The 22031-nt window shown below is 30.1% G+C and carries 21 protein-coding genes; 19 read left to right on the top strand and 2 right to left on the bottom strand.

Annotation, left to right across the window (positions count from 1 at the left end):
• Positions 1-4 precede the first annotated feature (4 nt).
• The 10 genes from JOC62_RS13350 (at position 5) to JOC62_RS13305 (ending at position 11486) form a co-directional block, all read left to right on the top strand.
• A complete protein-coding gene (locus tag JOC62_RS13350) occupies positions 5-1024 on the top strand; it encodes a response regulator (protein ID WP_204595777.1) in 1020 nt (339 codons plus the stop codon).
• A 31-nt stretch (positions 1025-1055) separates the two neighbouring features.
• Complete coding sequence (gene metK, locus JOC62_RS13345; RefSeq protein ID WP_204595776.1) at positions 1056-2255, top strand: methionine adenosyltransferase; 1200 nt, start codon at positions 1056-1058, stop codon at positions 2253-2255.
• Positions 2256-2293: 38 nt separating this feature from the next.
• The gene (locus tag JOC62_RS13340; RefSeq protein WP_204595775.1) at positions 2294-2932 is read left to right on the top strand and encodes a phosphate propanoyltransferase; all 639 of its coding nucleotides are present in this window, start codon (positions 2294-2296) and stop codon (positions 2930-2932) included.
• A gap of 12 nt (positions 2933-2944) precedes the next feature.
• Positions 2945-3763, top strand: coding sequence for an ethanolamine utilization protein EutJ (gene eutJ, locus JOC62_RS13335; protein ID WP_204595774.1), 819 nt, complete (start codon positions 2945-2947; stop codon positions 3761-3763).
• A 25-nt stretch (positions 3764-3788) separates the two neighbouring features.
• Positions 3789-5207 carry an aldehyde dehydrogenase family protein gene (locus JOC62_RS13330; protein WP_204595773.1) on the top strand — a complete coding sequence of 473 codons (1419 nt, stop codon included), beginning with the start codon at positions 3789-3791 and terminating at the stop codon, positions 5205-5207.
• Between the two features lie 199 nt (positions 5208-5406).
• Positions 5407-6474, top strand: a complete 1068-nt coding sequence (locus JOC62_RS13325) for a mannose-1-phosphate guanylyltransferase (protein WP_204595772.1) — start codon at positions 5407-5409, stop codon at positions 6472-6474.
• Between the two features lie 224 nt (positions 6475-6698).
• Positions 6699-7439, top strand: coding sequence for a M15 family metallopeptidase (locus tag JOC62_RS13320; protein ID WP_204595771.1), 741 nt, complete (start codon positions 6699-6701; stop codon positions 7437-7439).
• Positions 7440-7851: 412 nt separating this feature from the next.
• Positions 7852-8430: a zinc dependent phospholipase C family protein gene (locus JOC62_RS13315; RefSeq protein WP_243425075.1), complete on the top strand. Its 579-nt coding sequence runs from the start codon at positions 7852-7854 to the stop codon at positions 8428-8430.
• A 467-nt stretch (positions 8431-8897) separates the two neighbouring features.
• The gene (locus JOC62_RS13310) at positions 8898-9257 is read left to right on the top strand and encodes an ArsR/SmtB family transcription factor (protein ID WP_204595770.1); all 360 of its coding nucleotides are present in this window, start codon (positions 8898-8900) and stop codon (positions 9255-9257) included.
• A gap of 15 nt (positions 9258-9272) precedes the next feature.
• A complete protein-coding gene (locus tag JOC62_RS13305) occupies positions 9273-11486 on the top strand; it encodes a heavy metal translocating P-type ATPase (protein ID WP_204595769.1) in 2214 nt (737 codons plus the stop codon).
• A 92-nt stretch (positions 11487-11578) separates the two neighbouring features.
• Here the strand turns inward: JOC62_RS13305 and JOC62_RS13300 are convergent, their stop codons facing one another.
• Positions 11579-12421 carry a phosphatase PAP2 family protein gene (locus tag JOC62_RS13300; RefSeq protein WP_204595768.1) on the bottom strand — a complete coding sequence of 281 codons (843 nt, stop codon included), beginning with the start codon at positions 12419-12421 and terminating at the stop codon, positions 11579-11581.
• Between the two features lie 397 nt (positions 12422-12818).
• Between JOC62_RS13300 and JOC62_RS13295 the strand changes: the two genes are divergently transcribed.
• The 9 genes from JOC62_RS13295 (at position 12819) to JOC62_RS13255 (ending at position 21367) form a co-directional block, all read left to right on the top strand.
• Entirely contained in the window at positions 12819-13463 is a 645-nt protein-coding gene (locus JOC62_RS13295; protein WP_204595767.1) for a redox-sensing transcriptional repressor Rex, read from the top strand.
• A gap of 270 nt (positions 13464-13733) precedes the next feature.
• The gene (locus tag JOC62_RS13290; protein ID WP_204595766.1) at positions 13734-14516 is read left to right on the top strand and encodes a short-chain-enoyl-CoA hydratase; all 783 of its coding nucleotides are present in this window, start codon (positions 13734-13736) and stop codon (positions 14514-14516) included.
• Positions 14517-14580: 64 nt separating this feature from the next.
• Positions 14581-15720 carry an acyl-CoA dehydrogenase gene (locus JOC62_RS13285; RefSeq protein WP_204595765.1) on the top strand — a complete coding sequence of 380 codons (1140 nt, stop codon included), beginning with the start codon at positions 14581-14583 and terminating at the stop codon, positions 15718-15720.
• Between the two features lie 16 nt (positions 15721-15736).
• On the top strand, positions 15737-16519 hold the full coding sequence (locus JOC62_RS13280) for an electron transfer flavoprotein subunit beta/FixA family protein (protein WP_204595764.1): 783 nt from the start codon (positions 15737-15739) through the stop codon (positions 16517-16519).
• A 20-nt stretch (positions 16520-16539) separates the two neighbouring features.
• The gene (locus JOC62_RS13275; RefSeq protein WP_204595763.1) at positions 16540-17538 is read left to right on the top strand and encodes an electron transfer flavoprotein subunit alpha/FixB family protein; all 999 of its coding nucleotides are present in this window, start codon (positions 16540-16542) and stop codon (positions 17536-17538) included.
• A 33-nt stretch (positions 17539-17571) separates the two neighbouring features.
• The gene (locus JOC62_RS13270; RefSeq protein WP_204595762.1) at positions 17572-18420 is read left to right on the top strand and encodes a 3-hydroxybutyryl-CoA dehydrogenase; all 849 of its coding nucleotides are present in this window, start codon (positions 17572-17574) and stop codon (positions 18418-18420) included.
• Between the two features lie 147 nt (positions 18421-18567).
• Positions 18568-19764, top strand: a complete 1197-nt coding sequence (locus tag JOC62_RS13265; protein ID WP_204595761.1) for a phospholipase C — start codon at positions 18568-18570, stop codon at positions 19762-19764.
• Positions 19765-20036: 272 nt separating this feature from the next.
• Positions 20037-20450, top strand: coding sequence for a C-GCAxxG-C-C family (seleno)protein (locus JOC62_RS13260; protein ID WP_204595760.1), 414 nt, complete (start codon positions 20037-20039; stop codon positions 20448-20450).
• 17 nt (positions 20451-20467) lie between these two features.
• Positions 20468-21367: a DNA-3-methyladenine glycosylase family protein gene (locus JOC62_RS13255; RefSeq protein WP_204595759.1), complete on the top strand. Its 900-nt coding sequence runs from the start codon at positions 20468-20470 to the stop codon at positions 21365-21367.
• A gap of 316 nt (positions 21368-21683) precedes the next feature.
• On the opposite strand, the gene JOC62_RS13250 is transcribed toward JOC62_RS13255, so the two are convergent.
• Entirely contained in the window at positions 21684-21980 is a 297-nt protein-coding gene (locus JOC62_RS13250; RefSeq protein ID WP_204595758.1) for an HNH endonuclease, read from the bottom strand.
• Positions 21981-22031: the final 51 nt, after the last annotated feature.

Here is a 22031-nt window from a genome sequence, read left to right as displayed (position 1 = left end):
GTAGATGTATCGTATATTAGTTGTAGATGATGATCCACTTATGAGACAAGCTCTTAACTTAATAATATCAAAAGTAGATGGGTTTGAAGTTGCCTTTTCAGTTGGATCAGGAGAAGAAGCGGTAGAATTATGTAAAAACAATAAAATTGATATAGTGTTTATAGATATTATGTTACCTGGTGAGTCAGGAATTGAATCCAGTAAAAAAATTTATTCATACAATCCTAAAACTACAATCTATATAATGTCGTCATATAGTAGCTTTGATTTTGCAATAGAAGCTTTGAAAATTAAAGTTAAAGCTTATATTTCAAAACCTATTTCTTCCTCAAAAATAAGAGATTTATTAGATGATTATTTACTTGAAAATAAAGAAGTAGGTGAAAGTAATTTTATTAGTGAAGAGCCTGAACTAGAAGAACTTTTTAAAATAATAAGTGAAAAAGATTTCAAAAATGCATATTACAATATACCTAAAATTATTAATAAAATTTATGAGAAAGAAGATGTAGATGAAATATATTTTCAAAAGTATTTTAATGATTTAGGTAATAAATTAGTTGCTCCAATAGAAATATTAAAAAATGAAAACATTGATATTAATAAGATATTTCCAATTACTAATTTCTTTATTTTAAATAAAAAGAGTTTTGAATTGTGGTTATTTAATGTTGTGAACTATATATTTAAAGAGCAAAGTATAAAAAAATATAATTTACTAGAAAATGTTTTTGACTATATTGAAGAAAATATAGAAGAAGAAATCGGATTAAATGATGTAATAAAAAATTGTACAATAAGTCAAGGATATTTAAGCCGTATATTTAAGAGACAATTTAATGTAAGTATTATGGAGTACATACATATGAGAAAAATATATATGGCAAAATACTATTTTTCTTTTACGGATTTAAATGTTACAGATATTGCATTTAAGCTTGGATATAATGAAAGTGGATATTTTAGTAAAGTATTTAAGAGATATGAAAATATAACAATTCATCAATATAAAAAGATGCTATAAGGTTTCTAATTAGAAGTAGGTGATTAAAAATATGAATGAATATTTTGTTACATCAGAATCTGTTACGGAAGGACATCCAGATAAGATTTGTGACCAAATATCAGATGGAATTTTAGATGCATATTTAGCAGATGATAAATATTCGAGAGTGGCAATTGAAACAATGGTATCTAAAAATACAATTATGATTGCTGGAGAAGTTAGGTCAAAAGCAAAGATAAATATTGTAGATATAGCAAGAGAAGTTGTAAAAGATATTGGATATACAAAGGAATCTATTGGGTTTGATTATAAGAATTGTTTAATACTTACTAATATAAATGAACAATCAACAGATATTGCGTTAGGTGTTGATAAGCTAACACAAAATGAGAAAAAATATAAAGAAATAATTGGCGCCGGAGATCAAGGCATAATGTATGGATATGCTTGTGATGAGAGTGAGAATTATATGCCGTTAACATGTGATTTGGCAAATAAATTAACAATGAAATTATCAGAAATCAGAAAAAAAAGAGGGGCCTTTTGGTTACTTCCTGATGGAAAAGCACAGGTTACTATGAAATATGATAAGAATGGGAATCCACTTAATATTACTAGTATAGTAATTTCAGCACAACATGAAGCCAATATTGAGTATGACTATATCAAAAGTGTTATTGACTATGATGTTATTAGAACTGTTGTTGATGATAAGTGGATAAATTATGATACAAAAATATATATAAATCCTACTGGAAGATTTGTAATAGGTGGACCAGCTGGGGACACAGGGTTAACAGGGAGAAAAATAATGGTAGATAGCTATGGGGGTATAGCTAAGCATGGTGGAGGAGCATTTTCAGGTAAGGATCCAACTAAAGTAGATCGTTCTGGAGCCTATATGGCAAGATATGTAGCAAAAAATATTGTAGCTGCTAAATTGGCTAAGAGAGCTGAAGTTGCCTTATGTTATGTTATTGGATCTGAAGAACCAGAAGCTATAAATATTAATACATTTGGAACAGCAAAAATTAGAGAGGAATATATATCTGAAATTGTAAAGAAAATATTTTCGTTTTCTGTTGCTGATATTTTAGAAGAACTAGATTTAAGAAAACCTCAGTTTCTAAAAAGTGCAGCTTATGGGCACTTTGGAAGAGAAAATGAGAATTTTAAATGGGAAGAATTGGATAAGGTGAAAATTTTAAAAGAAGAGGCTATGAGATATATTTGTGAAAGTTTTAAATAATATTTTTCTTTAATATAGTTAGAAGGTGAATAAGGTAAATGCAGACAGAAGAAACAATAAAATTGGTTACTAAGTTAGTTATGGATAAATTAAATGACTTAGAAAAATATAAGATACCAGTAGGTATATCTAATAGACATGTTCATGTTAGCCAAGAGGATTTAGAGGAATTGTTTGGAAAGGGATATAGCTTAACTAAAAAAAGCGACTTAAAGCAACCAGGACAATTCGCTACTAATGAAACTGTAACTGTAAGAGGTCCAAAAGGTGAATTTGAAAAGGTGCGTATACTTGGACCTGTTAGAGAGAAGAGCCAGGTTGAGATTTCTTTAACAGATAGTTTTCGGTTAGGAGTAAAAGCTCCAATAAAAGAGTCTGGGCATTTAGAGAATACTCCAGGAGTTGAGTTAATAGGACCTAAAGGAAAAGTGAAAATTGAACAAGGAACAATTGTAGCTTTAAGACATATTCATATGACTCCAGAATATGCTAAGAAAATAGGTGTTAAAGATAAGGAAATCGTTGAAGTTGAAACCTTGGGTGAAAGGGAAGGCATTTTAGGGAATGTTCTAGTTCGTATTTCTGATAAGTTTTCTCTTGAAATGCATGTTGATATTGATGAAGCTAACGCATGTGCTTTAAAAAATAATGATTTTGTAATCTTACGTAAAATTTAAGGAGATACAAAAATGGTAATACACAATGAGAGTTTAGAGAAGTTTTCTAAATTAATTGCTAATAATCAGTGTAATAAGTGCGATGGCGAGCTAAAGATAGGAGTAGATTTAGGTACAGCGAATATAGTTATCTCTGTTACTGATGAAAATAATATTCCTGTTGCAGGTGCTACATTTCCATCAACAGTTGTTAAAGATGGGGTTGTTGTAGACTTTGTTGGTGCCATAAACATCTTAAAAAAGTTGAAATCTGATATTGAAAAAGCTATTGGAAGAGAATTAAGGTATGCAGCTACAGCTGTCCCTCCAGGGATAATTTCAGGAAATGTTAAGTGTATAGCGAATGTTATAGAAGCGGCCGGTTTTGATGTAATAAATGTTGTGGATGAACCGACAGCAGCGGCTACTTTACTTGGGATTAAAGATGGAGCTGTTGTTGATGTTGGCGGAGGAACAACAGGGATTAGTCTTTTAAAAGATGGAAAGGTTATATTAACTGCTGATGAAGCAACTGGTGGAAGCCATATGACATTAGTAATTGCAGGTTATTATAGAATTTCTATTGAAGAGGCTGAAAAATTAAAGAAGGATCCTAAAAAAGATAAAGAGATTTTTCCGATTATTAAGCCTGTAGTAGAAAAAATGGCTTCAATAGTAAAAAGTTATTTGAAAGGCTATGATATACCACAGATTTATGTTGTTGGTGGTGCATGTTGCTTTGAAGAGTTTAATGATATTTTTGAAAAAGAAATTGGTATAAAGACAATAAAAACTAATGAATCTTTACTTGTAACACCATTAGGTATTGCAATGAATTGTAATAGAGAGTAAAAAATGAGATGAGGTGCAATTTAAAATGAGTATAGATGCTATGTTGGTAGAAAAAATAGTTAGACAAGCAATTGAAGAAGTAAAAAAGGAGAGAATTGTAGACTTTAACAAACTAAGTAATGAAAAAAAATATGGTGTTTTTGATACAATGGAAGCAGCAGTTGAAGCATCAGATATTGCACAAAAGCAATTACTAAAGTCTTCAATGGCTCAAAGACAGAAATATGTTAATACAATAAAGGCTGTTATTTTGAAAAGAGAAAACTTAGAGTTAATTTCTAGAATGTCTGTTGAAGAAACTGAAATTGGTAAGTATGAACATAAGCTAATTAAAAATAGAGTTGCAGCAGAAAAAACTTTAGGAACAGAGGATCTAACAACAGAAGCAATAACAGGAGATAATGGAATTACTTTAGTTGAGTATTGCCCATTTGGAGTAATTGGAGCTATTACACCTACTACAAATCCAACGGAAACAGTTATTTGTAATTCAATCTCAATGATTGCAGGAGGTAATACAGTAGTATTTAGTCCTCATCCAAGGGCAAAAGGTGTCACTATAAAATTAATTACAATGATAAATAAGGCTTTAGAAGAGGCAGGAGCTCCAGAAAATCTAATTACTACTGTTAAGGAACCATCAATTGAGAATACAAATATTATGATGGAGCATCCTAAAGTTCGAGTATTAGTTGCTACTGGAGGGCCTACTATAGTAAAAAAAGTTATGTCCACTGGAAAAAAAGCAATTGGGGCAGGGGCTGGTAATCCTCCAGTAGTTGTTGATGAAACCGCAGATATTAAAAAGGCGGCAAAGGACATAGTAGATGGATGTAGCTTTGATAATAATGTTCCGTGTATTGCAGAAAAAGAAGTTTTTGCAGTTGATGAAATATTTGAGCATTTAGTTCATAACATGAAGTTAAATGGCGCTTATGAAATAAGAGATAGAAAATTAATAGAAGAACTTTTGCAATTGGTTACTAATGGAAAAGGTGGCCCGAAAGTTGAATTTGTAGGTAAAAGTGCACAATATATCTTAAATAAGCTTGGGATCAATGTTAATGAGGATATAAAGGCAATAATTATGGAAGTTGATAGAAATCATCATTTTGTTTTAGAGGAAATGATGATGCCGATATTACCAGTTGTAAGAGTTAATAACGTGGATGAAGCCATTGAATGTGCTTATGTTGCTGAACAGGGAAATAGGCATACAGCTATAATGCATTCAAAAAATGTTGAAAAGCTTACAAAAATGGCTAGGCTTCTTGAAACAACAATATTTGTTAAAAATGCACCATCTTATGCAGGAATAGGTGTAGGAGGAGAAGGATATACAACATTTACTATAGCAGGTCCTACCGGTGAAGGTTTAACTTCTGCTAAATCTTTCTGTAGGAAGCGTAGATGTAGTATGGTAGATGCATTTCATATAAGATAAAATGAATGTATTTTATTAAGATAAAAGCTATTAATTGAAGAAGAGAAATAATTTCATATCATAGATGATATTTGTAGAAATAAAAGTAATATTTAGGATTTAAAGTCGCGCCGTATAAATAGGTACGGCTTTTTTTATTGCACAAAGTTCTAAAAATTAACATAGAATACACTAAAGTATTACATGGAGTTGAAAAGATGTGATATACGGGCTTATTTTAGCTGGTGGTAAAGGAAGTAGATTGTATCCTTTGTCTAGAGCAGAAAAACCTAAGCAATTTCTAAAAATCATTAATGATAAAAGTTTTTTAGTAAATACTGTAGACAGAATAGCTCCTTTAATAGACAAGAAAAACATCTACGTAGTTACAAACCAAAATTATAGAGAAAAGATAGAAGAAGAACTTAGTGATATCGAAAAGGATAATATTATTACAGAACCTATGAACAAAGAAACTGCAACATGCATAGGTCTTTCAGCAGTTAGACTTTTAAAGAAAGATAGAGATGCGGTAATGATAGTGCTACCATCAGATCACTATATAGAAAATGAAAAGGAATATATAGAAACTCTGGCCCAAGCCGTAGAATTGGCAAATAGGAGAAGATGTATAGTAACCTTAGGGATAGATCCTACAAGACCAGAAACTGGTTATGGATATATTGAGATGGGCGACAGGATTAGCGGAAATAGACCAGCTTATAGGGTAGCAAGATTTACTGAAAAACCTAATCTTGAAGTAGCAAAAGATTTCATTTATAAAGGGACTTATTTATGGAATTCGGGCATGTTTGTATTTAGAGCAGATGTAATACTAAGAGAAATTGAAAAATATCTTCCATTAATGCACAAGCCACTTATGGAGATATATAAGCATATAGGCGGAGATGATGAAGAGAAAGTAATAGAGGAACAATATAAATTAATAGATGGAATATCTATAGATTTTGGAGTAATGCAAAAAACCAGAAAAGCGTATGTTATTAAATGCGATTTCTCCTGGGATGATATTGGAAGCTTTAATGCACTTAGTAGATTCTTAGATGCCAGTAGAAGTAATGCAGTATCTAAAAATGTTTATTTAGAAGAGTGTGAAAACTGTTCAGTATTTGGAGGGAAAAATCTTATAATAGGCTTAGGCGTTAAGGATCTAGTAATAGTAGATGCAGGAGATGTACTTCTTGTAATGGATAGAGATAAAGATCAGGAAATAAAGCACTTATTAAATGATTTGGATAGAGCAAATGATTATAAAAAATATTTGTAGTTATAAAAAGCAAGCTTAATTTTAAATTAGGCTTGCTTTAATTTTTTTATAACTGGATATACTTTCAAATATACATATCAAATTATAGTTTTTATAAGACAAACAAAACTTTACTAATAATATGTTATTTAAGTATTATATTAACTTACAACTTTGAAGCGATAAGTTTATAACTAATAGAACTTATTAAGTTACATTAAGGTTATAGAAGGGAGAACTTTAATATGAAATTTTATAATAAAGAAAGAAGAAAAATAAATAGGAAAAAATATAGAACTACAACAGTTATTTTAATATCAATTATATTGCCATTAATCTTTTTTGTATGTATAGAAAAGATTAATACTAATATAAAATCTGATGAAAAATATATAGAGTCAGGTATAAAAGATGAAAAAACTGAGACTGTGGCAAATGTATATAAAAATCAAATTTTGCTTGTAAATAAAGAGAAAGGATTAGAATCAGAGTATAAACCAGGTAACTTAGTAAATGTAAATACTAAAACAAATCAAAAGATACTTATGGAAAAAGAGGCAGCAGAAAAATTACAAGAAATGTTTAAAGCAGCAGAAAATGATGGAATTGAATTAATACCAGTTTCGGCTTATAGAACTTATGAATATCAGAAGAATGTATTTGATCAAAGTGTAAAAAGTCAAGGAATAGAGTATACAAAAAGGTATGTTGCAGTTCCAGGTTATAGTGAGCATCAAACAGGTTTAGCTATAGATGTTGGATCTCCTGAAGATACAACGTTAACAGATAATTTTGAGAATACTAATGCATTTATATGGTTACAGAAAAATATGCATGATTATGGTTTTATACTTAGATATCCAAAAGGAAAAGAGAATATAACAGGCTATAAGTATGAACCATGGCATATAAGATATGTAGGTAAAGATGTTGCAAAAAAAATACAGGAAACAGGATTAACTTTAGAGGAATTTATGAAAAAATAAGAAGATATAATTATATAAAGATTAAACTCAATAAACATAAGGGGCAAGGAATTAGTCAGAGTAAATGAAGGTATATAAAAAATACCTTCATTTATTTTTTGTATATAATTACCAGTGATATTATTTCTAAGAAGTATATATAAATATTGTTAATATATATAGCTCAAATATATTAATTTTAGATTACTATTTCAATTTTTTGTAATAAAAGCATTTAAAAGTGGTACAATAAAACAGTGGACTAAGGTAATCTTAAAATAAAAGTAATTAAAGAAATAATTACCTTAGATTGAAATAGTAAAACCTTTTCTGAAATAATTAGCAACTTGTCCAGAAGTATAACATATATTTTATATGATGATTATAGTAAGATGAAATTAAGGTTTAAATTTGATAAGGAAGTGATGTTTAAATGATGATGAACACTCACATGATGATAGCTGATTATATATTAGACAATATTAGAGAAGATAGATCACATTTAATAAATAGAAAAAGATTTATATGGGGAAACATAAAGCCAGATTGTGCTTCAAGATATAAATTTAAAAAGCATTATTATACAGAAAGTATAGATATGATAGTTGATATGATAGATAGATTATCATCTCTTTCTATAACTGAGATAAATAACGAAAGTAGTATAGGAAAGTTTAGTGGAGAACTAGGGGTTATCTGTCACTTCTTGACTGACTATTATTGCTTGCCTCATTTTCAAAGATGGGAATTTAAAAATGCAATAAAACCTCATATTCTTTATGAAAGAGAACTTTCAAAAGTTGCAAAAACTTATAAGATAAATGTTATAAAGAATAATAGGGTGCAAATAGATAATGTAAGAGAATTTATAGATAAGACGTTAGAGTTATATCAATTAGAAGAAGGCTTTACAAATGATTTGAATTTTGCTTACTATGTATGTAGTAATGTTTTTAATATGATTATTGAATCAATAGTTGCAAATGAAAAAGAAAATAGAGTGGCTATATAAGGGTTTTAATATATCTAGAGAATATTTAGTTATATTGAAAATTTACTTGTAATAAGGAATGAAATATAAAAAATAGGTCAAATTGAGGGTTAAATTGCAAAACGATTCACAATTTTAAATTATATAATTATGATATAATTTAAATATATTTGGAGGATGAGTGGAGTGATGTAATGAAGTTAGAAGCAAAGTATCTGAATGATATACTACTTCTAGTGTGGGCAGTTTTATTTATAACCATTCCTTTGCTTGTGAATAATGAAAAAAAGGTAATTTGGCAAATCATCATAACTGCAATTATGTTAGCACTAAGTCTTATTATTGAAAATTTGAAAAAACATGAAAGTGTATGAGCATAAAATAGTTTTTACTATTTTATGCTTTTTTTATTTTTTAATGTTGACCTTTTTAGTAAGAAAGCATATAATGAACATATGAACAATCATTCATATGAAAGGAAGATTTTTATGAGTAATAATTCAATAGATAAGTGTAATTGTAATATAATACATCAAGATAGAGTTGATTATACAAAAGAGAGATTACCAAAAGAAGAAACTTTATATGATTTAGCAGAATTATTTAAAGTATTCGGGGATACAACAAGAATAAAAATAATATGTGCGCTTTATGAAAGTGAAATGTGTGTATGTGATATAGCGGCTCTTCTAAACATGACTCAATCAGCAGTATCTCACCAATTAAGAACATTAAAAAATGCAAGATTAGTTAAGTTTAGAAGACAAGGGAAAGTTGTTTATTACTCATTAGATGATGAGCATATTATGAGAATATTTAATGAAGGATTAAATCACGTAAATGAATAAAAGGAGGAAATTTTTATGGAAAGCAAGAAGTTAAAACTATCATTAAATGGATTAGATTGTGCTAATTGTGCTGGTAAGATTGAAAGTATTGTTAGTAAATTTCCAGAGGCGGAAGAAGTAACTTTAAATTTTTCATTTAAACTTTTAATAATTAAATATGATGCAAACATTGATGAGAAAGATATGATCGATAAAGTTACTAAAGTAGTTAAGGATTTAGAACCTGATGTTGATGTAGAAAAATATTCATTAGCATCAAAACCTGTAAAGAATAGCGAATCACATTGTAGTGGTGGAGTTTGTACTGGGCACAATCATGATGGGCATGACCATCATGAACATGGACATGCTAATAAAGTTAAAGAAAATAACCAAATTAATGATAGTAAGTTTATTGGTTTTATAAAGGAAAACATTAGACTTATTGTTGGTATTATACTATTTATAGTAGGAATGATACTAAATGAGAATGCAATAATATTAATAATTTCATACTTCTTTGTTGGAGGAGAAGTGCTTCTAAGTGCTTTAAGAAATATCCTTAAGGGAAAAGTATTTGATGAGAACTTCCTTATGAGTATAGCAACTATTGGAGCTATAGCAATTGGTCAATATCCAGAAGGGGTAGCAGTTATGTTATTCTATGAAATAGGGGAATTATTCCAAGGTTATGCAGTTAATAGGTCAAGAAATTCAATATCAGAACTTATGGATATAAAGGCTGAATATGCAAATCTAGAAAAAGATAATAAAATGATTAAGGTTTCACCAGAGGAAGTTAAAATAGATGATATAATCATAATAAAGCCAGGTGAAAGAGTACCTCTAGACGGAATGATAATATCAGGTAATACTTCAATAGATTCATCAGCATTAACTGGAGAGTCTATGCCAGTAAGTAAGACAAGTGGAGATGAAATACTTGCTGGATGCATAAATAGTACTAGTACTATAAAGGTTAAAGTGACAAGCGAGTTTGAAAATTCAACAGTTGCTAGAATTTTAGAATTGGTACAAAATGCAAGTAGCAAAAAAGCTTCAACAGAAAAGTTTATAACTAAATTTGCAAGATACTACACACCAATTGTAGTAATATGTGCATTATTACTAGCAGTAGTACCTCCTTTAGTAACAGGAGATGGTAACTTTAGCGAATGGATATATAGAGCATTAATTTTCTTAGTTGTTTCTTGTCCATGTGCATTAGTAGTATCAGTACCTTTAGGATTATTTGCTGGAATTGGAGGAGCATCTAAAAAAGGTATATTAGTTAAAGGTGGAAACTATTTAGAATCTTTAAAAGATATTGACACAGTAGTATTTGATAAAACAGGAACACTAACTAAGGGTGTATTTAAGGTCAATAAGATAAATAATATAGATATTTCAAAAAGTGAACTTTTAAAATATGCAGCTATTTGTGAAAGTTATTCTAATCATCCAATCGCAAAATCAATAGTTGAAGAATATAAAGTGTCAACTAATAAAGATTTAAGTGATATAGTGATTGATAGTAATGAAGAAATATCAGGAAAAGGTGTTGTAGCTAAAGCGTTAGGACATGTAATACTTGCAGGAAATGAAAAATTAATGAAAGCTAACGATATAGAAGTTACTAAGGAAGATAATATTGGAACTATAGTATATATAGCTGTTGATAATGAATATAAAGGAAATATAATAATATCTGATCAAATCAAAAATGATACAAAAGATGCAATTAGGGAATTAAAAGAGATTGGCGTTAAAAATATAGTAATGCTAACTGGAGATAGTAAAAAGGTTGCAGAATCAGTTGGCAAAGAAATTGGAATAGACAACATTTATTCAGAGCTTTTACCAAATAATAAGGTCGAAAAGGTAGAAGAACTTTTAAACCAAGAAAGAAATGGTAAGCTTGCTTTTGTTGGAGATGGTATAAATGATGCTCCAGTACTTGCAAGAGCAGATGTTGGTGTTGCAATGGGTGGAATAGGATCAGATGCAGCGATAGAAGCAGCAGATGTTGTATTAATGAAAGATGAGCCATCAGCATTAGTAGATGCTATTAAGATAGGCAGAAAAACTAATAAGATACTATGGCAAAATATAATATTCTCATTAGGAATAAAAGTATTAGTATTAATACTAGCGACTATAGGAGATGCAAATATGTGGGAAGCAGTATTTGCAGATGTAGGAGTTACTTTAATTGCTGTTTTAAATTCAATGAGAGCACTTAAAAACTAGAATATAATATCTTAATAGAATTAGTTGTTAAGATAAAAAAGATCCCAAGTAATTGGGACCTTTTTTTATTCCTAATAATATAAAAGATTATATTAAATAGACGTTGTATTACATAATTTAAACTTAACAAATATATATGGAGAGATGGAGACAACCCACATTGTTATTGAGAAGTATTTTAGTATTGTAAAATAATCAGATGGTAGTAGCTTTGAGAATATAAGATAAATTATTAGTGCGCCACTTATTCCAATTAAACACTTTATCAAATGATTAATAAAGCTTCCTTTAGGATCAAAATTAATATATTTTCTTTCTATTATCAATGAAGCAATAAATCCTATAAATGCTCCAAGTGCTTTACTTAAATCGTTGCTTGGAACAAATATTCCTATAACTATAAAAAGTATTAAAGAATAAATCATTAATTTTGCTAATTTATCAAAGGATGAATTAAATATTTTATTTGATATAGAAACAGATAGTATTCCTATAAATGTCCCAGCTATTACATCCTTTGGCCAATGAACACCTAAATATAGTCTAGATAAAGGAACCATAATAAGCATAAAGATGCCAAGTATCCATACATATATATTTCTATATTGATTCATTATAAAAGCAAAGGTAGTTGCATTTGCCTGAGAGTGACCTGAAGGAAATGAACTTCCGGTTGCAGTAGAAATTTCGTTACTTAGTATACCATCTTGTCCTATTGGACGAGGTGAGTTAAAGAACCCTTTAAGAATATTATTAAGGGAAAATGAAAATATTATAGCATATAAAAACTTATAGCCTAAACGTTTATTAACACACCAAAACAATAAAACAGAAAAAGTTATTCCGATTACTGGACCACCAACATGAGTTATAGTACTAAAGAAGAAATCAAGAAAAGGATTTGCAAATCCTTGTATATATTGTATTATTTCCATAAGTTAAATCCTCGCTATTATAAATATTAAAATAAATATCATTATATCCTATGAAAGCCTTATAATACAAGTAATTCCATTGACAAAGAGTATAAAGCTAAGTATAATTTACTACGGTAAATCTTTCAGGCAGAACAGATGGGTAGCATACAGGATGATTAATCCTGTTATAAAGTCATATATAGACTTTATATCTGAAGCAAAGTTTATATATAAGTCTATACTTATATATAAACTTTATTTTTTATAACGAAAAATAGATTATTTTTATTGTTTTTATGATAATATAATAATGTTAGTTAAAAAATTTTACTCTAGATTTAGAGTTTTTAAACAAAAGTTGTTAATAATATATATGAACATTGTTAAAAAAAAGATTAATTAAGGAGAATACAGTATGGAAAAAAAGAAAAATATTTCTATGGCTGTTATCAAGAGATTGCCTAAATATCATAGATATTTAAATGAGTTATTAAATAACGACGTTGATAGAATATCTTCAAAGGAACTTGGAGAAAAGATAGGCTTCACTGCTTCACAAATACGTCAGGACTTAAATTGTTTTGGTGATTTTGGGCAGCAAGGATACGGCTATAATGTAAGAGAACTTACAAATCAAATAAGCACTATACTTGGATTAGATAAAGAGTATAATGCAATAATTATAGGTGCTGGTAATATAGGTCAGGCAATTGCTAATTACACTAGATTTGGGAAGATGAGCTTCAATCTAAAGGCTATATTCGATGCAAATCCTAAGCTTTTAGGAATGAGAATAAGAGATGTTGAAATACAGGATATAGATAATTTAGAAAGCTTCTTAAGTAATAATAGTGTAGATGTAGGTGTTATATGTGTACCTAGAATAAATGCACAAAAAGTTTGTGATACTTTAGTCCATGGTGGTGTGAAAGGAATATGGAATTTTGCGCCAGTTGATCTTGCAGTACCAGATGAGGTAACTGTAGAAAATGTACATCTTAGTGAGAGTTTATTAACATTAATATACCTACTGCATGATAAAAATGACAAAATGAAATAGTAAATAAAAGGATTTTGTTAAAAATTTTTCATCAATTCACAGAATTATATTGCAAAAAATTTAACAAAGTATTATAATTATAATTGAAGTTGAAAGGCTTCAATTATTTTTTAACATCATTTGTTATAATATTAACAAACATCAAATTTCTTGATGATTTTATTAAGTTTTGACAAATGAAATTGATGGTATAGGATATCGTTTGTATCATGAAGTTTAATTTAATTATGAAAATATAAATAACGTAATTATAAAGGGAGGGCTTTATTAATGGAATTAAAAAATGTGCTTCTTGAAAAAGAAGGAAATTTAGCTATCGTAACAATTAATAGACCAAAGGCATTAAATGCTCTAAACTCAGAAACTTTAAAGGATCTTGACAATGTAGTTACTGATCTAGAAAAAGACAATAACATAACATGCGTTATCCTAACTGGAGCAGGAGAAAAATCTTTTGTTGCAGGAGCAGATATTTCAGAAATGAAAGATTTAAATGAAGAGCAAGGAAGAGAATTCGGAGTTTTAGGAAACAAAGTATTCAGAAGATTAGAAAAATTAGATAAGCCAGTTATAGCTGCAATCTCAGGATTTGCGCTAGGTGGTGGATGTGAGCTTTCAATGGCATGTGATATAAGAATAGCTTCAGAAAAAGCTAAGTTTGGTCAACCAGAAGCAGGTCTTGGAATAACTCCTGGATTTGGTGGAACTCAAAGACTAGCAAGAATAGTTGGAGAAGGAAAAGCAAAAGAACTTATTTATACATGTGACATAATTAAAGCTGATGAAGCTTTAAGAATTGGATTAGTAAATAAAGTAGTTCCTCTAGAAAACTTAATAGAAGAGGCAAGAGCTATGGCAACTAAGATTATGGCTAATGCACCAATTGCTGTTAAGTTATGTAAAGATGCAATAGGAAGAGGAATGCAAGTTGATATAGATGAAGCAATCATGATAGAAGCAGAAGATTTTGGTAAATGTTTTAGCACAGAAGACCAAGTTGAAGGAATGACTGCTTTCATGGAAAGAAGAGAAAAAAACTTCCAAAATAAATAAATTTAAATAATAATTATAAATCACTAAAAAGAATCAAGGTGTATTGATTAGGAGGGTAATTTAAATGAATTTCCAATTAACTAGAGAACAAGAATTAGTAAGACAAATGGTTAGAGAATTCGCTATAAACGAAGTAAAACCGATTGCAGCTGAAATCGACGAAACAGAAAGATTCCCAATGGAAAACGTAGAAAAAATGGCTAAGATAGGTATGATGGGAATACCTTTTGCTAAAGAATTAGGCGGAGCTGGTGGAGATGTCCTTTCATACATACTAGCAGTTGAAGAATTATCAAAAGTATGTGGAACAACTGGAGTTATACTTTCAGCTCATACTTCACTTTGTGCTTCATTAATAAATGAATTTGGTAAGCCAGCACAAAAAGAAAAATATTTAGTTCCACTTGCAAAGGGAGAAAAAATCGGAGCATTTGGTTTAACTGAACCAGGAGCAGGAACAGATGCAGCAGGACAACAAACTACTGCAGTTTTAGATGGAGATAACTACATCTTAAATGGTTCAAAGATATTCATAACAAATGGTGGAGTTGCTGAAACTTTCATAATATTTGCTATGACAGATAAGAGCAAGGGTACAAAGGGAATATCAGCATTTATAGTTGAAAAAGACTTCCCAGGATTCTCAATTGGTAAGCTTGAAGATAAGATGGGAATTAGAGCATCATCAACTACTGAGTTAATCATGGAAAACTGTATTGTTCCAAAGGAAAATTTAATTGGACAAGAAGGTAAAGGATTCGGAATAGCTATGAAAACTCTAGATGGTGGTAGAATTGGTATAGCTGCTCAAGCATTAGGTATTGCAGGTGGCGCTTTAGACGAAGCTGTTAACTACATGAAAGAAAGAAAACAATTCGGTAGACCACTTTCAGCATTCCAAGGATTACAATGGATGATAGCTGAAATGGATACAAAAGTTGAAGCTGCAAGACATTTAGTATATAAGGCAGCATGCTTAAAGCAAGCTGGACTTCCATATTCAGTTGAAGCTGCAAGAGCAAAATTATTTGCTGCAGATGTTGCAATGGAAGTTACAACTAAGGCAGTACAAATCTTCGGTGGATATGGATACACTAAAGAATATCCAGTAGAAAGAATGATGAGAGATGCTAAGATAACAGAAATCTATGAAGGAACTTCAGAAGTTCAAAAGATGGTTATCGCAGGAAGCAAGTTAAGATAGGGGAGGCCTTTTAAGAATGAATATATTAGTTTGTTTAAAACAAGTTCCAGATACAACAGCAGTTAAAATAGATCCTAAGACAGGTACACTTATAAGAGATGGAGTACCATCAATCATAAATCCAGAAGATAAGCATGCTTTAGAAGCAGCACTTCAAATAAAAGATAAATCAGGGGCAAAGGTTACTGTAATTAGTATGGGACCTCCTCAAGCTCAAAGTGCTTTAAGAGAAGCATTATGCATGGGAGCTGATGAAGCAGTTCTTATAACAGATAGAGCATTTGCTGGAGCAGATACACTTGCTACTTCAAAAGCATTAGCTGGAGCAATTAAGAAATTAGAATATGATATTATATTCGCTGGAAGACAAGCTATCGATGGAGATACAGCTCAAGTTGGACCAGAAATAGCAGAACATTTAAATATCCCTCAAGTAACTTACGTTCAAGGAGTTACAGTTGAAGGAGATAAAGAATTATTAGTAAACAGAGCATTAGAAGATGGATATGAATTAATAAAGGTTCAAACACCATGTCTTTTAACTGCAATTGAAGAATTAAATCATCCAAGATATATGAATGTTGGATTAATATTCGATACAGTTGATAAAGAAATAACTATATGGTCAGCAGATGATATAGATGTAGATAAGGCTGAACTAGGGCTTAAGGGTTCACCTACAAAGGTTAAGAAGTCAATGACTAAAGAAGTTAAGGGTGCTGGAGAATTAGTAAAAGAAGGACCTAAAGACTCAGTTAAATATGTTATCGGAAAATTAAAAGAAAAACACTACATCTAAATTTTGGGAGGTAATTGAAAATGAATATAGCAGATTACAATGGCGTATGGGTATTTGCTGAACAAAGAGAAGGCGAATTACAAAAAGTATCATTAGAATTATTAGGCGAAGGTAGAAAAATTGCAGATAAACTAGGAGTTAAGCTTACAGCTTTATTACTAGGTAAAGATATAAAAGGATTAGCTAATACATTAGGAGAAAATGGTGCTGATGAAGTTATCGTTGCAGATCATGATGAATTAGAACATTACACAACTGATGGTTACACAAAGGTTATTTGTGATTTAGCTTCAGAAAGAAAGCCTGGAATATTATTCATAGGAGCTACTTTCATAGGAAGAGATTTAGGACCAAGAGTTGCAGCTAGATTATCAACAGGATTAACAGCTGACTGTACTCAATTAGATGTTGTAGTTGAAAATGGAGACCTTTTAGCTACAAGACCTGCATTTGGTGGTAACTTAATGGCAACAATCGCTTGTCCAGATCATAGACCTCAAATGGCTACAGTAAGACCTGGAGTTTTCTCAAAGGTTGAAGAAAAGAACACTAACTTTGAAATAGAAGAAGTAGAAGTTAACTTAACTAGTTCAGATATAAGAACTAAAGTTGTTGAAATAGTAAAAGAAGCTAAAGAAGTAGAAGATATAAGCGAAGCTAACTTCATAGTAGCTGGTGGTAGAGGACTTGGAAGTAAAGAAAACTTTGAAAAACTTTACGAATTAGCAGAAGTTGTAGAAGGATCAGTTGCAGCTTCAAGAGGTGCTATTGATAAAGGATGGATAGAAAGAGATTATCAAGTTGGTCAAACAGGAAAAACTGTAAGACCTAGCATATATATTGCATGTGGTATCTCAGGAGCAATTCAACATGCTGCTGGTATGCAAGATTCAGATATGATCATCGCTATCAATAAGGATGAAACAGCTCCAATCATGAAGATGGCTGACTATGCTATCGTTGGAGATATAAATAAGGTTTTACCAGAACTTATCGCTCAATTCAAAGAAGCAAAATAAGATTTTCAACTTGAATTTTAGGAGGGTATTAATATGAAAAAGATATTTGTTTTAGGTGCAGGAACTATGGGAGCTGGAATCGTTCAAGCTTTCGCACAAAAAGGTCACGAAGTAATAGTTAGAGATATTAAAGATGAATTTGTTGAAAGAGGAATCGCAGGAATCAACAAAGGTCTTACAAGATTAGTTACTAAAGGAAAAATGACAGAAGAAGTTAAAGAAGAAATCTTAGGAAGAATTTCAGGAACAACTGACATGACTTTAGCTGCAGATTGCGACTTAGTTGTAGAAGCTGCTATAGAAAACATGAAAATCAAAAAAGAAATCTTTGCTGAGTTAGATGAAATCTGTAAACCAGAAACAATCTTAGCTTCAAACACTTCATCATTATCAATAACAGAAGTTGCATCAGCTACAAAGAGACCAGATAAAGTTATCGGAATGCACTTCTTCAACCCAGCTCCAGTAATGAAGCTAGTTGAAATTATTAGAGGAATAGCTACAAGCCAAGAAACTTTTGATGCTGTTAAAGAGTTATCAATAGCAATCGGAAAAGAACCTGTAGAAGTTGCAGAAGCTCCAGGATTCGTAGTAAACAGAATATTAATTCCAATGATAAATGAAGCATCATTTATTCTTCAAGAAGGAATAGCTTCACCAGAAGACATAGATACAGCTATGAAATATGGTGCAAATCACCCAATGGGACCTTTAGCTTTAGGAGATTTAATAGGATTAGATGTTTGCTTAGCAATCATGGATGTTTTATATACTGAAACAGGAGATACTAAGTATAGAGCATCAAATATCTTAAGAAAGTATGTAAGAGCTGGATGGCTTGGAAGAAAGACTGGAAAAGGATTCTTTGATTATAGCAAATAAGAAAAATTACTAAACTACACTACACAAATATAATAAAAGTGACTTTTTTATGAATTGTAAAAAAGTCACTTTTTTTCTATATATTTATATATTATAATTATTATGATAAATGCTTTACACAAAAGATAAAAAATAGGGGGACTACAAATGAATAAAAAGATTTTAAAGATTTTATCTTGTACTTTACTGACGGGACTTATATGTATCGGATATACAACTAAGGCCTATGCTTGGGATGGAAAAGAGGATGGAACAGGGACTCATTCTGTAATCGTTACCCAAGCTATTGAAGTGCTTAAACACGATTTAGCAAAGGATGAACCAGAAGCTATAAGGAATAATTTAAGTATTTTAGAGGAAAACTTACATAAGTTTCAATTAGGATCAACATTCCCAGATTATGATCCGAATGCTTATAGCTTATATCAAGACCATTTCTGGGATCCAGATACTGACCATAATTTCACTCAGGATAATAAATGGTATCTTTCATATGCTGTACCAGATAATGCAGAATCACAAACTAGAAAGTTTGCAGCACTTGCAAAGAATGAATGGGCTAAAGGTAATTACGAAAAAGCCGTTTGGTATCTTGGACAAGGCATGCACTATTTTGGTGATTTAAACACTCCATATCATGCAGCTAACGTAACAGCAGTTGATAGCCCAGGTCATGTTAAGTTTGAAACATATGCAGAAGAAAGAAAAGATACATACAGATTAGATACAACAGGATATAATACAGATGATGCATTCTATAAAGATACATTAAAAAATGATAACTTTAATGAATGGTCAAAAGGATATTGTAAGTATTGGGCAAAGCAAGCTAAAGATTTATATTACAGCCATGCAACTATGAGTAATAGTTGGGATGATTGGGAATATGCAGCCTCTCATGGAGTTGGAAACGCACAAAAGGGTGTTGCAGGATATTTATACAGATTCTTAAATGATGTATCAAATAAGGATGCAGTAGATAAAGATTATAATCTTAACGAAATAGTAGTTATGATAAAGACAGCTGATGTACAAGATGCTGGAACTGATAATTATATTTATTTTGGAATTGAAACTAAAGATGGAGTAAAAGAGGAATGGGCTTTAGATAACCCGGGGAATGATTTTACAAGAAATCAAGAGGGTACATACACATTAAAATTGAAGAATAAGAATATTAAGTATAGTGATATAAAGAATATGTGGATAAGAGATGAGAAACTTACTGTTGCTACAGATGGGTGGAAACCAAGTTATGTGAAAGTTATAGCTGGTGATAAGGTTAGACTTGAAAAAAATATTAATGAATGGATTTCAGGTGGTACAACATATCCTTTAAATTAAAAATATTTTAAATAATAGAAAGAGATAACATAGGTGTTATCTCTTTTTATATATTCTAATAAAATGCTTAAAGCATTAAGATATGTATTTAATGTAAGGTAAGTATGAGTGTAAGGATTAGAAAATAGAAAAATTTTATTTTTATAATAGTTAGAAATTAAAAAAAGAAATAGAATATTAACAACTAGGAAAAGATAAAAGGAATGATAAATTCTAAAAATATGATATAATTAACAAAAGTAATTAATTGATAATAATTAGTAGGTGGAAGAATGTTAATTGATAGTGCAATAAAATTTTGGGATAAGAAATATGATTTAAATTGTGCAGAATGTATTTTGTATGCGGCAAATGATGAATATGATTTAAATCTTTCAAAGGATGCTCTAAAAATAATGGCATCATTTGGTGGTGGAATGAGTATAGAAGGAACATGTGGTGCAGCAACAGGTTCATTAGCTGTAATAGGAGTAATGTTCACAAATGAAAGAGGTCATGAAAGTCCAATAGTTAGAGCATTGTCATCAGAATTTCTTAGAAGGTTTGATGAAGAATTAGAAACTTTAAACTGTAGTGAGCTTAAGGAAAAGTTTAACGATACTGATAGAAGGTGTACTACTATGATTAAAACTGCAGCTTCAGTATTAGGCGAAATAATAGAGAGAGAAAGAAATAATAAACAGTAGAAAAGGTGAGGAGATATATGGATTACAAAAAGGCTATATATGAAGATAATAAAGTTATATTAGAAGGTGTTAAGAACTTCAATATAAAACAAATATTAGAGTGTGGTCAATGTTTTAGATGGGAAAAGAAAGCAGAGCTTGATTACATAGTAATTGCATATGGAAGAGTAATCGAAGTAGTGCAAGAAGATGATAAAGTTACAATTTTAAATTCAAACGAAGAAGATTTTAAAAATATATGGTTTGAATACTTTGATTTAGAAAGAGACTATTCAAAAATTAAAGAAGAGCTTTCAAAAGATGAGATACTAAAAAAGTCTGTTGATTATGGATATGGAATAAGAATATTAAATCAAGAACCATTTGAGCTTGTTATAAGCTTCATAGTATCAGCAAGAAATAGTATACCTTCAATTAAAAAGACAATCAAAAAGATTAGTGAAAGATGGGGAACTGAAATAGAGTATAAAGGTGAGAAGTTCTATACTTTCCCAACTCCAGAAATGCTAAAGGATGCCACTGAAGATGAGATAAGAGAAACAGGAGCCTCATTTAGAAGTAAATATATTGTAGATACAGTAGCTAACATAAATAAGGATTTAGATAATTTAGAAGGCGTATATAACCTTGAAAGAATAACTTCTTTAACTGATGATGAGTGTCATACAGCACTTCAAGAATTTAAAGGGGTAGGTGCCAAAGTTGCAGATTGTATAATGTTATTCTCAATGAGTAAGTATTCAGCATTCCCAGTTGATGTATGGGTAAAGAGAGCTATGATGCATTTCTATAATGCTGAAGAAGGTTCACTAAATAAGATAAGAATATTTGCTAGAAATGAGTTTAAAGATTTATCAGGTTTTGCACAACAATATCTTTTTTATTATGCTAGAGAAAATAATATAAAGATAGATTAACATAATATAAAAATATATTAATAGAGTATAATAGAATGAGTTTAATTTAAGTATATAGCCATACTTAGATTAAGCTCTTTTTTATTGTAGAAATATAGATAGATAAATATGGTTATAATACTTCTAGGATTATTAAATTATGGCGTAGAAGGCATAATTTTTGGAATTGTATTTACAATAATTCAATCTTACATTTTAAAATACTTATTAAATAGAGATAATGTTAATGGTGAAGTAGTAGAAATCTTAGAGTAGAAGATAAAGTTATAGCTATATAGATGAGTTCATTTTATCTATATAGCTAATTAAAAGCTTATTATCTTCTCTTTTTTCTATTTTTAGTCTTTTTTATGGGAATTATAGTTTCTCCAGGCATTTTTACTATAAAATTTAGATATTTCTTTATATTATCATCATTCTTAAGTCTTGCAATCGAAAATAATCTTGCTGCAAGTTCTTTGTTAGTATAAAGAGCATGAATTTGAGTATGACACATTCTACAAAGCATAGCAGTTGAGTAATGTTTTCCACCCTTTTCTTTAGGTATAAGATGGTGTTCTGTTATTTCAGGAACTTGTCTATTACACAATTGGCATATCTGTTTTTCTGTCAAATAAATTCCCCCTTTTAAGAAATTTACAATAGTATTATATCAATAAATATA

Origin of the sequence: Clostridium sardiniense (genome assembly GCF_016907995.1) — a bacterium.
GTDB classification, from domain to species: domain Bacteria; phylum Bacillota; class Clostridia; order Clostridiales; family Clostridiaceae; genus Clostridium; species Clostridium sardiniense.
This window is presented reverse-complemented; position numbering and strand designations above follow the sequence as displayed.

Excerpts from the sequence above, each read along its gene's own strand:
- JOC62_RS13350 (WP_204595777.1), top strand. The coding sequence starts at position 5 with ATGTATCGTATATTAGTTGTAGATGATGATCCACTTATGAGACAAGCT.
- metK (WP_204595776.1), top strand. The coding sequence starts at position 1,056 with ATGAATGAATATTTTGTTACATCAGAATCTGTTACGGAAGGACATCCA.
- JOC62_RS13340 (WP_204595775.1), top strand. The coding sequence starts at position 2,294 with ATGCAGACAGAAGAAACAATAAAATTGGTTACTAAGTTAGTTATGGAT.
- eutJ (WP_204595774.1), top strand. The coding sequence starts at position 2,945 with ATGGTAATACACAATGAGAGTTTAGAGAAGTTTTCTAAATTAATTGCT.
- JOC62_RS13330 (WP_204595773.1), top strand. The coding sequence starts at position 3,789 with ATGAGTATAGATGCTATGTTGGTAGAAAAAATAGTTAGACAAGCAATT.
- JOC62_RS13320 (WP_204595771.1), top strand. The coding sequence starts at position 6,699 with ATGAAATTTTATAATAAAGAAAGAAGAAAAATAAATAGGAAAAAATAT.
- JOC62_RS13315 (WP_243425075.1), top strand. The coding sequence starts at position 7,852 with ATGATGATGAACACTCACATGATGATAGCTGATTATATATTAGACAAT.
- JOC62_RS13310 (WP_204595770.1), top strand. The coding sequence starts at position 8,898 with ATGAGTAATAATTCAATAGATAAGTGTAATTGTAATATAATACATCAA.
- JOC62_RS13305 (WP_204595769.1), top strand. The coding sequence starts at position 9,273 with ATGGAAAGCAAGAAGTTAAAACTATCATTAAATGGATTAGATTGTGCT.
- JOC62_RS13300 (WP_204595768.1), bottom strand. The coding sequence starts at position 12,421 with ATGGAAATAATACAATATATACAAGGATTTGCAAATCCTTTTCTTGAT.
- JOC62_RS13295 (WP_204595767.1), top strand. The coding sequence starts at position 12,819 with ATGGAAAAAAAGAAAAATATTTCTATGGCTGTTATCAAGAGATTGCCT.
- JOC62_RS13290 (WP_204595766.1), top strand. The coding sequence starts at position 13,734 with ATGGAATTAAAAAATGTGCTTCTTGAAAAAGAAGGAAATTTAGCTATC.
- JOC62_RS13285 (WP_204595765.1), top strand. The coding sequence starts at position 14,581 with ATGAATTTCCAATTAACTAGAGAACAAGAATTAGTAAGACAAATGGTT.
- JOC62_RS13280 (WP_204595764.1), top strand. The coding sequence starts at position 15,737 with ATGAATATATTAGTTTGTTTAAAACAAGTTCCAGATACAACAGCAGTT.
- JOC62_RS13275 (WP_204595763.1), top strand. The coding sequence starts at position 16,540 with ATGAATATAGCAGATTACAATGGCGTATGGGTATTTGCTGAACAAAGA.
- JOC62_RS13270 (WP_204595762.1), top strand. The coding sequence starts at position 17,572 with ATGAAAAAGATATTTGTTTTAGGTGCAGGAACTATGGGAGCTGGAATC.
- JOC62_RS13265 (WP_204595761.1), top strand. The coding sequence starts at position 18,568 with ATGAATAAAAAGATTTTAAAGATTTTATCTTGTACTTTACTGACGGGA.
- JOC62_RS13260 (WP_204595760.1), top strand. The coding sequence starts at position 20,037 with ATGTTAATTGATAGTGCAATAAAATTTTGGGATAAGAAATATGATTTA.
- JOC62_RS13255 (WP_204595759.1), top strand. The coding sequence starts at position 20,468 with ATGGATTACAAAAAGGCTATATATGAAGATAATAAAGTTATATTAGAA.